The following is a 13099-nucleotide window of genomic DNA, read 5'->3' on the forward strand; positions in this document are numbered from 1 at the left end:
GGATATGTCACGTGTAGCGAATAATCCCATTACGGTCCCGAAGGGCGTCGAAGTGACGCTCGGTGACGGTATCGCCGTCAAGGGCCCGCTCGGCTCGATGAGCCAGCCGATGTCGTCGGACGTCACGGTGGCGCTGAACGATGGCGTGCTGACCTTCGCACCCGTAGGTTCGAGCATCCAGGCGAACGCGATGGCCGGTACCCTGCGCGCATTGGTGAACAACATGGTGCAAGGCGTCTCCAAGGGCTTCGAGCGGAAACTCACCCTGGTCGGCGTCGGCTACCGCGCGCAGGCCCAGGGCGACGCACTCAACCTGAGCCTCGGTTTCTCGCATCCTGTCGTCCACAAGATGCCGGCCGGCATCAAGGTCGAGACGCCGACGCAGACCGAAATCGTCATCAAGGGCATCGATCGCCAGGCCGTCGGACAGGTCGCCGCGGACGTGCGCGCGTATCGTCCGCCCGAGCCCTACAAGGGCAAGGGTGTGCGCTACAGCGACGAAGTGGTCATCAAGAAAGAGACCAAGAAGAAGTAAAGGCTTAAGGACACAGAATGAACACCAAGCAATCACGGATTCGCAGAGCGCGCAAAACCCGCGCCAAGATCGCGGCCGTCAAGGCGATTCGCCTGGCGATTCACCGCACCAACAGCCATATCTACGCGCAGATCATTTCGGCGGATGGCGGCACGGTGATGGCCAGCGCCTCGTCGAACGACAAGGACTTGCGCGGCCAGCTCGCCAACGGCGGGACGACGGCCGCGGCCGCCGCCGTCGGCAAGCGCCTCGCGGAAAAGGCGAAGGGCTTGGGTATCGAAAAAGTGGCTTTCGACCGCGCCGGCTTCAAGTTCCACGGGCGTGTCAAAGCCCTGGCTGAAGCGGCCCGCGAAGGCGGTTTGGCATTTTAACGAGGCAGAATCAAGATGGCCCGTACAGCACCTACCAGTAACGAAGAGCGCGGCGACGGCTTGCGCGAGAAGATGATTTCGGTCAACCGCGTCACCAAAGTGGTGAAGGGCGGCCGGATCATGGGTTTTGCCGCGCTGACCGTGGTCGGCGACGGGGACGGCGGAATCGGCATGGGCAAGGGCAAGTCCCGCGAGGTGCCGGTTGCCGTGCAGAAGGCCATGGAAGAGGCACGTCGCAAGCTGGTCAAGATCAGCCTGAAGAACGGCACTTTCCACCATACGGTGGTGGGCCAGCATGGCGCCTCGCGCGTGCTGATCCAGCCGGCATCCGAAGGTACCGGCATCATCGCCGGTGGCGCGATGCGCGCGGTGTTCGAGGTCATGGGCGTGCAAAACGTCTTGGCCAAGTGTCTCGGTTCGACCAATCCTTACAACGTCGTGCGCGCGACGATCGATGGTTTGATGAAAATGTCGACGCCGTCCGAGATCGCCGCGAAGCGCGGCAAGTCGGTCGAAGACATCACGGGGTAAGCCATGAGCGAGCAGAAGAAAATCAAGGTCACGCTGGTCAAGAGCCTGATCGGCACCAAGGCGCCCCATCGCGCCTGCGTGCGCGGGCTTGGCCTGCGTCGGATGCACCATACGGTCGAGGTGCTCGATACGCCCGAGAACCGCGGCATGATTACCAAGGTCGCCTATCTGGTGAAGTGCGAGGCTTAAATGGAACTGAACAACATTAAACCGGCCGACGGTGCCAAGAAAGACAAGCGTCGCGTCGGACGCGGCATCGGCTCGGGCCTCGGCAAGACCGCGGGTCGCGGTCACAAGGGTCAGAAGTCCCGTGCCGGTGGCTTCCACAAGGTCGGCTTCGAAGGCGGTCAGATGCCGATGCATCGCCGGCTGCCCAAGCGCGGCTTCGTCTCCCTGACCAAGGGGGATACGGCGCGCGTTCGTTTGTCGGATCTGGCCGGCGTCGGCGTCGCCGAAATCGATTTGCTGGTATTGAAGCAGGCGGGTGTCGTGAGCGGCGCTGCGAAAGCTGCGAAGGTCTATCTCGCGGGTGAGCTCGGCAAGGCGATCAAGCTGAGCGGTGTCGCGGTGACCAAGGGTGCGCGTGCGGCCATCGAAGCGGCCGGCGGCAGCGTCGCCGAGTAAGCGAGCGAGGATCGCGCGGTGGCAACGCCCAAGACAGGCCTGAACAAATTCGGCGATCTCAAACGTCGCCTGCTGTTCCTGCTCGGCGCACTGATCGTCTACCGTATCGGGACCTTCATCCCGGTTCCGGGTATCGATCCCCTCGTGCTCGACCAGCTGTTCAAGTCGCAGCAAGGCGGCATCCTGGGCATGTTCAACATGTTCTCGGGTGGCGCGCTTTCCCGTTTCAGCGTCTTCGCGCTCGGGATCATGCCGTATATCTCGGCGTCGATCATCGTGCAGCTCATGACGACGGTCTCGCCGCAGTTGGAGGCCTTGAAGAAGGAAGGCGAGGCCGGGCGGCGCAAGATCACGCAGTACACGCGCTACGGGACGCTGTTCCTTGCGGTATTCCAGGCGCTGGGGATTGCGATCGCGCTGGAAGCGCAGGCTGGGCTCGTGCTCGACCCGGGAATGGCCTTCCGTCTGATCACGGTCGTGACGCTGACCGCCGGCACGATGTTCCTGATGTGGCTCGGCGAGCAGATCACCGAACGCGGCCTCGGCAACGGCATTTCGATCATCATCTTCGCCGGTATCGCTGCCGGGCTTCCGTCCGCGATCGGCGGCACGCTCGAGCTGACTCGCACCGGCGCGTTCTCGATTCCGCTGGTGCTGATGCTGTTCGTCGGCGTGCTGCTCGTTACCGCCCTCGTGGTGTTCGTCGAACGCGGGCAGCGCAAAATCCTGGTCAACTATGCCAAGCGGCAGGTCGGCAAGATGGTCGTGGGCGGGCAGAGCTCGCACCTGCCGCTGAAGCTGAACATGGCCGGCGTGATTCCGCCGATCTTCGCGTCGAGCATCATCCTGTTCCCCGCGACCCTGGCCGGGTGGTTCGGCAGCGGCGAGAACATGGGATGGCTGAAGGATGTCGGGGCGACGTTGTCGCCCGGGCAGCCCGTATACGTGCTGTTGTACGCGCTCGCGATCATCTTCTTCTGCTTTTTCTATACGGCGCTCGTGTTCAATCCCAAGGAAACGGCGGACAACCTCAAGAAGAGCGGCGCGTTCGTGCCGGGAATCCGGCCCGGTGACCAGACCGCGCGCTACATCGACAAGATTCTGACGCGGCTGACCTTGGTCGGTGCGATTTACATCACGCTCGTCTGCCTGCTGCCCGAGTTTCTGATCCTGAAATGGAACGTCCCCTTCTATTTCGGCGGCACGTCCCTGCTGATCATCGTGGTGGTGACGATGGACTTCATGGCGCAGGTCCAGGCCTACGTGATGTCGCACCAGTACGAAGGACTGCTCAAGAAGGCGAATTTCAAGAACGGTCTGGTGGGGCGGTGATGTCGAAGGAAGATGTCATTCAGATGCAGGGCGAAGTGATCGAAAACCTGCCGAACGCCACCTTTCGAGTCAAGCTGGAAAACGGACACGTGCTACTGGGTCACATTTCGGGGAAGATGCGCATGCACTACATCCGCATCCTCCCGGGCGACAAGGTCACGGTCGAACTCACGCCGTACGACTTGACCAAGGGTCGGATCGTTTTTAGAGCCAAATGAATTTGACCGGCAGCTTCGCTGCCGGTGAGTGAACGGAGAAAACCATGAGAGTGCAGGCGTCTGTCAAAAAAATGTGCCGTAAGTGCAAGGTCGTGCGCCGCAAGGGTGTCGTGCGCGTGATTTGTGACGACCCGCGTCACAAGCAGCGTCAGGGCTGAACACGCTGACGCCCTCGGCCTCGAATTCGAGCCAACCCGAAGGCGGGTTGGCGTGTTATAATTTTTTGTTTTGCGTTTGGAGCTTTGCGAATGGCTCGTATTGCTGGGGTTAATATCCCGAATCACCAACACGCGGTTATTGCACTGACCGCCATTTACGGCATCGGCCGGACGACCTCCGGCAAGATCTGCGAGGCGGCGGGCATTGCCCAGACGTCGAAGATCAAAGACCTCTCCGAGGCCGAAATGGAGCGCCTGCGCGAAGGGGTGTCGAAATTCACGGTCGAGGGCGACCTGCGCCGTGAAGTCACGATGAACATCAAGCGTCTGATGGACCTGGGCTGCTACCGCGGCTTCCGTCACCGCAAAGGTCTGCCGGTGCGCGGCCAGCGCACCCGCACCAACGCGCGCACTCGCAAGGGTCCGCGCAAGGCCATCAAAAAGTAAAGGTTAATCATGGCGACTAAAACAGCAGCGCGTGTCCGCAAGAAGGTCAAAAAGAACGTCGCAGAAGGTATTGCGCACATCCATGCCTCGTTCAACAACACCATCGTGACGATCACCGATCGCCAGGGCAACGCCCTGTCGTGGGCGACGGCAGGCGGCGCGGGCTTCAAGGGCTCCCGCAAGTCGACGCCGTTCGCGGCCCAGGTCGCCGCGGAAAACGCCGGCAAGATGGCGCAGGAATACGGCGTCAAGAACCTGGAAGTGCGGATCAAGGGCCCCGGCCCTGGCCGCGAGTCGACGGTGCGCGCGCTGAATGCGCTCGGCTTCAAGATCGTTGCGATCTCCGATGTCACGCCGATCCCGCACAACGGTTGCCGTCCCTCCAAAAAGCGTCGTATCTAATTTCCAGGGAAAATCATGGCTCGTAATCTTGATCCCAAATGTCGTCAGTGCCGCCGGGAAGGCGAGAAACTCTTTCTGAAGGGCGAGAAGTGTTTCACTGACAAGTGTGCCATCGAGCGTCGCGCCTACGCCCCCGGGCAGCACGGCCAGAAGAGCGGTGCGCGCCTGTCGGGTTATGGCGTTCAGCTGCGTGAAAAGCAGAAGATCCGCCGCATCTACGGCGTGCTCGAAGGCCAGTTCCGCCTGACCTACAAGCGTGCGGACAGCCGCAAGGGCGTGACCGGCGAAAACCTGCTGTCGATGCTCGAATCGCGTCTCGACTCGGTGTGCTACCGCATGGGCTTCGGCGCCTCGCGCACCGAGGCACGGCAGATCGTCCGCCACAACGGCATCGTCGTGAACGGCCGTCGCGTCAATATCCCGTCGTATCAGGTACGCCCAGGCGACGTCGTCGAGGTTGCGGAAAAGTCGAAAGCGCAATTGCGCATCAAGGCGGCCGCCGATGCGACCGCGACGCGCGGCTATCCGGAATGGATCGAAGTCGACGCGAAGGCGCTCAAGGGGACTTACAAGGCACACCCGCAGCGTTCGGAACTGCCGTCGACCATCAACGAGTCGCTGGTCGTCGAACTGTACTCCAAATAAGCTGGCCGGTCGGATCGACCGGGTCTTAAGGAAACGCACTTTATGCAAAGCGCCACGGAATTTCTCAAGCCGCGTATCGTGGAGGTCGACCGTGCCTCCCCTCTGCACGCCAAGGTCATCATGGAGCCTTTCGAGCGCGGCTATGGCCATACGCTCGGCAACGCGCTGCGTCGCATCTTGTTGTCTTCCATGGTGGGTTATGCGCCGACCGAGGTCGCGATCAGCGGCGTCGTTCACGAATATTCGACGATCGAGGGCGTGCAGGAGGATGTCGTCGACATCCTGCTGAATCTCAAGGGCATCGCGTTCAAGATGCATGGCAAGGCGGAAGCGATCCTCAAGGTCTCCAAGAGTGGCGAAGGCGTCGTCACCGCGGGTGACATCGAGGTTGGCCACGACATCGAGGTGTTGAACCCGGACCACGTCATCGCGCACCTGACCAAGGGCGGCAAGCTCGACATGGAAATCAAGATCGAGGCTGGCCGCGGCTATCAGCCGGCGACCGCGCGCAAGGTGTCGGAAGAGACGCGCGCTGTCGGCTCGATTCTGGTCGACGCCTCGTTCAGCCCGGTGCGCCGCGTCGCCTATGCCGTCGAAAGCGCACGCGTCGAGCAGCGTACCGACCTCGACCGTCTCGTAATCGACATCGAAACCAACGGCGTCGTCGAGCCGGAGGAAGCGGTGCGCACGGCCGCGCGTATTCTGGTGAGCCAGCTGTCCGTGTTCGCCGACCTCGAGGGCACGCCGGCCGAGTCCGAGTCGCCGCGTTCGCCGCAGGTCGACCCGCTGCTGCTCCGCCCGGTCGACGATCTCGAACTGACCGTGCGTTCGGCCAACTGTCTGAAGGCCGAGAACATCTATTTCATCGGCGACCTGATCCAGCGTTCCGAAACCGAGCTCCTGCGCACGCCCAACCTCGGCCGCAAGTCGCTCAACGAGATCAAGGATGTGCTCGCGTCGAAGGGTCTGTCGCTCGGCATGAAGCTCGAAAACTGGCCGCCGGCGGGGCTCGAGCGTCCCTGATTCATCAACTTCAAACCAAGAATAAAGCGCGGGTCGCCGTGGCAGGCGACCTTGCCCAAGAATACTGACCGAAAGGAACCGCCATGCGTCACCGTCAATCCAACCGCAAGCTCAACCGCACCACGAGCCACCGTTTGGCCATGTTCCGCAACATGACCAACTCGCTGTTGAAGCATGAAGTCATCAAGACCACCCTGCCCAAGGCGAAGGACCTGCGTCGTTTCGTCGAGCCGCTGATCACGCTCGGCAAGGAGTCGACCGTCGCCAACCAGCGCCTCGCTTTCGACCGTCTGCGCGACCGCGAGATGGTGGTCAAGCTTTTCGGTGAACTCGGTCCCCGCTACCAGGCGCGGCCCGGTGGCTATCTGCGCATCCTGAAGTACGGTTTTCGCAAAGGCGACAATGCGCCGATGGCGCTGGTCGAGCTCGTCGACCGTCCCGAGAGCGACGCGGCCCCGGTCGACGCCGAGTAAGACCGGCGAACGCCAAGAAAAAAAAGCCGGTTAATCCGGCTTTTTTTACGCGCAGATGCGGGGGTCTCGGGCCGGGGAGGTTGCCGCCCGCGCGCCGTCTCGGCATAGTCGTGGCTTTCATCGCGGGAGTCGAGCGTGATCGTTCTCTTCACCGATTTTGGCAGCCGGGACCCTTACGTCGGGCAGCTCAAGGCGCGTCTCGTCGAGCGTGCACCCGGGCATCCGGTCCTCGATCTGCTGCACGAGGTACCTGACTTCAACGCTCACGCCGGGGCGCATCTGCTGGCTGCGCTCGCCCCGAACTTTCCGTCCGGAAGCGTCTTTCTGGCCGTCGTCGATCCCGGTGTTGGCACGCCGCGCGGCGCGGTCGTCGTCCAGGCGGGCGGGCGCTGGTTCGTCGGGCCGGACAATGGCTTGACGTCGGTCGTCGCGGCGCGTCAGGCCGACACAAGGGTGTGGCGTATCGTCTGGCGGCCCGAAGCGCTGGCGCCGACTTTCCACGGGCGTGATCTGTTCGCGCCAATCGCAGCCGACATCGCCCGCGGCGAATTCCCCGCCTCGAAACTGGAGGAAGTCGACGCGCTTGCGGTCGAGTTCGACGCCGGCGATCTTGCGCGCGTCGTCTATATCGACCACTACGGCAACGCCTGGACCGGGCTGCGTTCCGTCCCGAGCGACGCGCGGGTATCGGCCGCGGGCGGCGTTTTCCGACACGGCGCAAGCTTCGGCGACGTCGCGAAAGGCGAGGGGCTGTGGCTAATGAACAGCGTCGGCCTGCTCGAACTCGCGGTCAACCGCGGAAGCGCCGCGGCCGTCTACGGCCTCGAGGTCGGCGACCCGGTGCGCGTGCAGCGGCCGAACTGACCGAGGCGAGACTCTGACCAGGGCAAACGTTCGCCGTCGTCCTGGCTGGGCGGAGAGGCGGCCGGACTCAGCGCGGCTAGACCCCGAGCAGCACCGCGCGGTAGTCGTTGACGTTGGTGCGGGTCGGGCCGGTGACGACGAGGTCGCCGAGCGCGGAAAAAAAGCCGTAACTGTCCTGCGCCGCGAGGCAGGCATGCGGATCGAGTCCTTGAGCGCGGGCGCGCGCCATCGTGTCCGGAAAGAGCAACGCGCCGGCGTTGTCCTCGCTGCCGTCGACGCCGTCGGTGTCGGCGGCGATGGCGGCGACCGGGGCGTGATCGAAGGCCGTCGCGAGGGCGAGCAGAAATTCGGTGTTGCGGCCGCCGTGGCCTGCATGGCGGGCGAGACGCACGGTCGTTTCGCCACCCGAAATCAGCGCGAGGGGACCGCGCGCCCGCAGCGTACGGACGAGCGCGGCGTGCTGCTTCGCGACGGTTCGTGCGTCGCCGCTGACCCGGTCGGATAGCAGCACGACGCGGATTCCCTGGCCCTCTAAGTAGTCGGCGGCGGCCTGCAGGCTACGGCCGGCGCTCGCGATCACGCGATTGTCCACGCGCGTGAAGCAGGGGTCGCCGGGTTTTGGCGTGTCCTCGATGCTGCCCGCCGCGCAGGCGTCGAGGTGGCGTTGCACGGACGGCGGTGCGGCGACCTCGAAACGTCGCAAAGCGTCGAGTGCGTCAGCGCACGTCGTCGAATCGGGCGCGCACGGCCCCGACGCGATGTGCGTCGGATCGTCGCCGACGACGTCCGAGACGATCAGCGCGAGCACCTGCGCGCCCGCTGCCGCCCGGGCGAGGCGTCCCCCGGACAGCCGCGTCAGGTGCTTGCGCACCGTGTTGATCTCCTGGATCGTCGCGCCGGCGCCGAGCAGCGCCTTGGTGAGCTGACGCAATTCCTTCAGCGTCACGCCGTCGACGGGCGCGGCGAGCAGACTCGACCCCCCGCCTGAGATCAGGGCAAGCAGCAGATCGTCCGCGCCGAGTTCCCCCGCCATTTCAAGCATGCGCAGGGCTGCGGCTTCGCCGCGGCTGTCGGGCAGGGGATGGCTGGCCTCGACGACTTCGATGCGCGTCGTCGCGCAGCCATGCGCGTAGCGGGTCACGACCAGCCCCGAGAGCGCCGCGTCGGCGGGCCAGCTGGCTTCGACGGCCGCCGCCATCGCCGCCGCGGCCTTGCCGCCCCCGAGGACGAGGGTCCGGCCCCGCGGCGGCTGCGGCAGATGAGCCGGGAGCACGGCCGCGGGCGCCGCGGCGGCGACGGCGGCCCGAAAGGAGCCGAGCAGGAGTTCGCGTGGATTCACCGGACCGCGCAACGGGCGAGCGCGAAGTCGCCTGCACCGGCGGCGGGAGGGCGGCCTCGGCGCGTTCGCGCCCGGCGGTTGCAGCGGTTCAGTTCGCCGCTTCCCGCGCCTTGTTGACGGCCTCTCTTGCCGCCTCGACCGTGACGTCGGCGGCTTCGCCGGCGGTGTCACGGGAAGCGCGTCCCGCGGCTGAGCCCGCGTCGACCGCGACATCGGCTGCGGCTTCTGCCGCAGCGGCGGCCGAACGTGCTGCTACGGCCGCCGAATCGGCTGCCGCGCGCGCGGCCTCTCGGGCCTGCTCCAGGGCCGGCGCCGTGGCGTCTTCGGTTTTTTCACACGCGCCGAGCGCGAGGGCAGCGAATAGTGCGACGGGAAGTGTTGACCGCATGGTAGAGCTCCCTTCAGTCGGATGGAAAATGATGCGGGGCCGCGACGCACGGAGCTTTTATTCATAGCGGGTACGGCCGCCTAAAACAAGCGCTCGCGAGGCTGCTGGCGGCGTGCTAGAAATGCTCGCCCGGCGCCAGATAACGCCAGCGGCCGAGCGGCAGGTCGCCGAGACGCACTGCACCGATGCGAACGCGCTTCAGGCCGACGACCCTGAGCCCAACGAGTTCGCACATGCGACGGATCTGGCGCTTGCGGCCTTCCTTGAGGCTGAAGCGAAGCTGGTCGGCGTTTTGCCAGGCGACCTTCGCCGGCCGCAGCCGAACGCCGTCGAGGCTGAGGCCGTGGTTGAGGAGTGCGAGACCGCGCGCGTCGAGCCGCCCCTCGACCCGTACGAGGTATTCCTTTTCGACGTCGGAGTGGTCGCCGATCAGTTGCCGCGCGACGCGGCCGTCCTGGGTCAGGACGAGCAGGCCGGTCGAATCGATGTCAAGGCGGCCGGCCGGCGCGAGGCCCTTCAGGTGCGCGGGCAGGAAGGCCGGCCCCGGGCGCCGTTCGTCTCGCCACTGCGTCTCGCCGCGGATCAGCGCGACTGCCGGCTGGTAGCCCGGCTCGGGCTGCCCTGAGACGTAGCCGACCGGTTTGTGCAGCAGGATCGTCACGCGTTGCTGCTGCTGACGGCTGGCTGCGTTGTCGAGCCGGATTGCGCAGGCCGGATCGACCTTGGTCCCGAGTTCGCTGACCCGCTTGCCGTCGACGAACACGAGCCCGCGTTCGATGAAGGCGTCGGCCTCGCGCCGCGAGCACAGGCCGCGCTCCGACATGAGCTTGGACAGACGGACCGGCTCGGCCATCTCAGCGCCTCGACAGCACCGGTTGAAGATACTGCCCGGTGTGGCTCGCCGGGTTGTCCGCGACGGCTTCGGGCGGGCCCTCGGCGATGATGAGGCCGCCGCCCGCGCCGCCTTCGGGGCCGAGGTCGATCAGCCAGTCGGCGGTCTTGATGACGTCGAGGTTGTGTTCGATGACGACCACGCTATTGCCCGCTTCGGAAAGACGCTGCAAGACCTTCAACAGCAGATCGATGTCGGCGAAGTGCAGCCCGGTCGTCGGCTCGTCGAGGATATACAGCGTGCGGCCGGTGTCGCGCTTGGAAAGCTCGAGCGCGAGCTTGACCCGCTGCGCTTCGCCGCCCGACAGCGTCGTCGCCGACTGGCCGAGCCGGATGTAGCCGAGCCCGACGTCGAGCAGCGTCTGCAGCTTGCGGCTGACGACGGGTACTGCCGCGAAGAATTCGTGCGCCTGCTCGATCGTCATCTCGAGAATGTCGCGGATCGTCTTGCCCTTGTACTGCACTTCGAGCGTCTCGCGGTTATAGCGCGCGCCGTGGCAGACGTCGCAGGGCACGTAGATGTCCGGCAGGAAATGCATCTCGACCTTGATCACGCCGTCGCCCTGGCAGGCCTCACAGCGCCCGCCCTTGACGTTGAAGCTGAAGCGGCCGGGGCCGTAGCCGCGTGCGCGCGCCTCGGGCACGCCGGCGAAGAGTTCGCGGATCGGCGTGAAGAGCCCGGTATAGGTCGCCGGGTTCGAGCGCGGCGTGCGGCCGATCGGCGACTGGTCGACGTTGATCACCTTGTCGAAGTACTCGAGGCCCTGGATCTCGTCGTGTGGCGCGGGCTCCGTGCTCGAGCCATAGAGATGGCGCGCGACCGCGGCGTAGAGCGTGTCGTTGATGAGCGTCGATTTGCCCGAACCCGACACGCCCGTGATGCACACGAAGAGCCCGACGGGGAGGCGCATCGTGACATTCTTGAGATTGTTGCCGCGGGCATTCGTGACGACGAGCTGCCGTTCGGGATCGGCCCGCCGCCGCTTCTTCGGGATGTCGATGCGCAGCCGTCCCGACAGGTACTGGCCGGTCAGCGAATCGGCGCTGAGCCGGATTTCCTCGGGACTGCCCTCGGCGACGACTTCGCCGCCATGGACACCCGCGCCCGGACCCATGTCGACGACGTAGTCCGCCGCGCGGATCGCATCCTCGTCGTGCTCGACGACCAGCACCGAGTTGCCGATGTCGCGCAGGTGCTTGAGCGTCGCCAGCAGGCGATCGTTGTCGCGCTGGTGCAGGCCGATCGACGGCTCGTCGAGCACGTACATGACGCCCGTGAGGCCCGAGCCGATCTGCGAGGCCAGACGAATGCGCTGCGCCTCGCCGCCCGAGAGGGTGTCGGCCGAGCGGTCGAGCGAGAGGTAGTCGAGGCCGACGTTGTTGAGGAAGCCGACGCGGGCGATGATTTCCTTGACGATCTTGTCGGCGATCTGCGCCCGCTGGCCGTCGAGCTCGAGCCCTGCGAAGAAGGCCTGCACCTGTTTCAGCGGCAGGGCGCTGACCCGGTAGATGGGCGCGCCGCCGACCATCACGTGGCGCGCCTCTTCGCGCAGGCGCGTGCCGTCGCAGGCGGGGCAGGGCTTGTTGTTCTGGTATTTGGCGAGTTCCTCGCGCACCGCCATCGAGTCCGACTCGTGGTAGCGCCGCTCCATGTTGGCGAGCACGCCTTCGAACGGGTAGCGCTTGGTCGTGAAGCCGCCGCGCGGCGCGAGCGTCTGGAACGCGATCGCTTCCTTGCCGCTGCCGTTCAGGATCACCTCGCGGATGCGCGCCGGCAACGCGTCCCACGGCGTGTCGAGGTCGAAGCCGTAATGCAGCGCGAGGCTCTGCAGCATCATGTAGAAGAATTGGTTGCGTTTGTCCCAGCCCTTGATCGCGCCGCTCGCGAGCGAAAGATGCGGAAAGGCAACGACCCGCGCCGGGTCGAAGAAGGTGATCGAGCCGAGGCCGTCGCAGGTCTCGCACGCGCCCATCGGATTGTTGAACGAAAACAGGCGCGGTTCGAGTTCGGGCAGCGCGTAGCTGCAGACCGGACACGCGAACTTCGCGGAGAAGAGATGCTCCTCGCCGCTGTCCATCTCGACCGCGAGCGCGCGGCCGTCGGCATGGCGCAGCGCGGTCTCGAAACTCTCGGCGAGACGCTGCTTGGCGTCGGGCCTGACCTTGAGGCGGTCGACGACGACCTCGATCGTGTGTTTCTTGTTCTTGTCGAGCTTGGGGACCGCGTCGATCTCGTGCACCTTGCCGTCGACGCGCACGCGCACGAAGCCCTGCGCGCGAAGCTCGGCGAAGAGTTCCAGGTTCTCGCCTTTGCGGCCGACGACGAGCGGCGCGAGGATCATGAGCTTCGTGTCCTCGGGCAGCGCGAGCACCGCGTCGACCATCTGCGAGACGGTCTGCGCGGCGAGCGTGATGCCGTGCTCGGGACATTGCGGATCGCCGACGCGCGCATAGAGCAGCCGCAGGTAGTCGTGGATTTCGGTGACCGTGCCGACCGTGGAGCGCGGGTTGTGGCTCGTCGCCTTCTGCTCAATCGAAATCGCCGGACTCAGACCCTCGATCAGGTCGACGTCGGGCTTTTCCATCAATTGCAGGAACTGCCGCGCGTACGCCGACAGCGATTCGACGTAGCGCCGTTGCCCTTCGGCGTAGAGCGTGTCGAAGGCGAGCGAGGATTTGCCCGACCCCGACAGACCCGTGATCACGACCAGCTTGTCGCGCGGTAGGTCGAGGTTGACGTTCTTGAGATTGTGCGTGCGTGCGCCGCGGATGCGGATGAATTCCATGGGATGACGGCCATCGGTTAGGGCGGCGGGCGTAATTCGCAACCTGCTAATATAACGGACTTCCGCAATTCA

General features: G+C 65.1%; 18 protein-coding genes. 14 read left to right on the forward strand and 4 right to left on the reverse strand.

Annotated elements, in window-relative coordinates:
• Nucleotides 1-4 precede the first annotated feature (4 nt).
• From rplF to TBD_RS02165, 14 genes are all read left to right on the forward strand, one after another.
• Nucleotides 5-535, forward strand: a complete 531-nt coding sequence (rplF, locus tag TBD_RS02105; RefSeq protein ID WP_011310932.1) for a 50S ribosomal protein L6 — start codon at nucleotides 5-7, stop codon at nucleotides 533-535.
• Nucleotides 536-552: 17 nt separating this feature from the next.
• Complete coding sequence (rplR, locus tag TBD_RS02110; protein WP_011310933.1) at nucleotides 553-906, forward strand: 50S ribosomal protein L18; 354 nt, start codon at nucleotides 553-555, stop codon at nucleotides 904-906.
• Nucleotides 907-921: 15 nt separating this feature from the next.
• On the forward strand, nucleotides 922-1437 hold the full coding sequence (gene rpsE, locus TBD_RS02115) for a 30S ribosomal protein S5 (RefSeq protein ID WP_011310934.1): 516 nt from the start codon (nucleotides 922-924) through the stop codon (nucleotides 1435-1437).
• 3 nt (nucleotides 1438-1440) lie between these two features.
• Nucleotides 1441-1626 (forward strand): 50S ribosomal protein L30, encoded by a 186-nt coding sequence (gene rpmD / locus TBD_RS02120; RefSeq protein WP_011310935.1) that lies wholly within the window; start codon nucleotides 1441-1443, stop codon nucleotides 1624-1626.
• Nucleotides 1627-2061 carry a 50S ribosomal protein L15 gene (gene rplO / locus TBD_RS02125; protein ID WP_011310936.1) on the forward strand — a complete coding sequence of 145 codons (435 nt, stop codon included), beginning with the start codon at nucleotides 1627-1629 and terminating at the stop codon, nucleotides 2059-2061.
• A gap of 18 nt (nucleotides 2062-2079) precedes the next feature.
• On the forward strand, nucleotides 2080-3393 hold the full coding sequence (gene secY / locus TBD_RS02130; protein WP_011310937.1) for a preprotein translocase subunit SecY: 1314 nt from the start codon (nucleotides 2080-2082) through the stop codon (nucleotides 3391-3393).
• Nucleotides 3393-3611: a translation initiation factor IF-1 gene (gene infA / locus TBD_RS02135; protein ID WP_011310938.1), complete on the forward strand. Its 219-nt coding sequence runs from the start codon at nucleotides 3393-3395 to the stop codon at nucleotides 3609-3611. Before secY ends, infA begins: the two co-directional genes overlap by 1 nt.
• Before the next feature lie 44 nt (nucleotides 3612-3655).
• The gene (gene rpmJ / locus TBD_RS14425) at nucleotides 3656-3769 is read left to right on the forward strand and encodes a 50S ribosomal protein L36 (RefSeq protein ID WP_026240735.1); all 114 of its coding nucleotides are present in this window, start codon (nucleotides 3656-3658) and stop codon (nucleotides 3767-3769) included.
• Between the two features lie 90 nt (nucleotides 3770-3859).
• A complete protein-coding gene (gene rpsM / locus TBD_RS02140; protein ID WP_011310939.1) occupies nucleotides 3860-4216 on the forward strand; it encodes a 30S ribosomal protein S13 in 357 nt (118 codons plus the stop codon).
• A 9-nt stretch (nucleotides 4217-4225) separates the two neighbouring features.
• A complete protein-coding gene (rpsK, locus tag TBD_RS02145) occupies nucleotides 4226-4618 on the forward strand; it encodes a 30S ribosomal protein S11 (RefSeq protein WP_011310940.1) in 393 nt (130 codons plus the stop codon).
• A gap of 15 nt (nucleotides 4619-4633) precedes the next feature.
• Complete coding sequence (gene rpsD / locus TBD_RS02150; protein WP_011310941.1) at nucleotides 4634-5263, forward strand: 30S ribosomal protein S4; 630 nt, start codon at nucleotides 4634-4636, stop codon at nucleotides 5261-5263.
• A 42-nt stretch (nucleotides 5264-5305) separates the two neighbouring features.
• Nucleotides 5306-6286: a DNA-directed RNA polymerase subunit alpha gene (locus TBD_RS02155; RefSeq protein WP_011310942.1), complete on the forward strand. Its 981-nt coding sequence runs from the start codon at nucleotides 5306-5308 to the stop codon at nucleotides 6284-6286.
• Nucleotides 6287-6369: 83 nt separating this feature from the next.
• The gene (gene rplQ / locus TBD_RS02160; protein WP_011310943.1) at nucleotides 6370-6759 is read left to right on the forward strand and encodes a 50S ribosomal protein L17; all 390 of its coding nucleotides are present in this window, start codon (nucleotides 6370-6372) and stop codon (nucleotides 6757-6759) included.
• Between the two features lie 135 nt (nucleotides 6760-6894).
• Nucleotides 6895-7623: an SAM hydrolase/SAM-dependent halogenase family protein gene (locus tag TBD_RS02165; protein WP_011310944.1), complete on the forward strand. Its 729-nt coding sequence runs from the start codon at nucleotides 6895-6897 to the stop codon at nucleotides 7621-7623.
• A 76-nt stretch (nucleotides 7624-7699) separates the two neighbouring features.
• Here TBD_RS02165 and TBD_RS02170 read toward each other — a convergent pair whose 3' ends face one another.
• The 4 genes from TBD_RS02170 to uvrA all read right to left on the reverse strand — a co-directional run bounded on the left by TBD_RS02170 (nucleotide 7700) and on the right by uvrA (nucleotide 13027).
• Complete coding sequence (locus tag TBD_RS02170) at nucleotides 7700-8962, reverse strand: glycerate kinase type-2 family protein (RefSeq protein ID WP_041432239.1); 1263 nt, start codon at nucleotides 8960-8962, stop codon at nucleotides 7700-7702.
• An 88-nt stretch (nucleotides 8963-9050) separates the two neighbouring features.
• Nucleotides 9051-9350 (reverse strand): hypothetical protein, encoded by a 300-nt coding sequence (locus TBD_RS02175; protein ID WP_011310946.1) that lies wholly within the window; start codon nucleotides 9348-9350, stop codon nucleotides 9051-9053.
• A 115-nt stretch (nucleotides 9351-9465) separates the two neighbouring features.
• Entirely contained in the window at nucleotides 9466-10203 is a 738-nt protein-coding gene (locus TBD_RS02180; protein WP_011310947.1) for a pseudouridine synthase, read from the reverse strand.
• A 1-nt stretch (nucleotide 10204) separates the two neighbouring features.
• A complete protein-coding gene (gene uvrA, locus TBD_RS02185) occupies nucleotides 10205-13027 on the reverse strand; it encodes an excinuclease ABC subunit UvrA (RefSeq protein ID WP_011310948.1) in 2823 nt (940 codons plus the stop codon).
• Nucleotides 13028-13099: the final 72 nt, after the last annotated feature.

It is taken from the genome of Thiobacillus denitrificans ATCC 25259 (genome assembly GCF_000012745.1).
Lineage (GTDB): Bacteria > Pseudomonadota > Gammaproteobacteria > Burkholderiales > Thiobacillaceae > Thiobacillus > Thiobacillus denitrificans_B.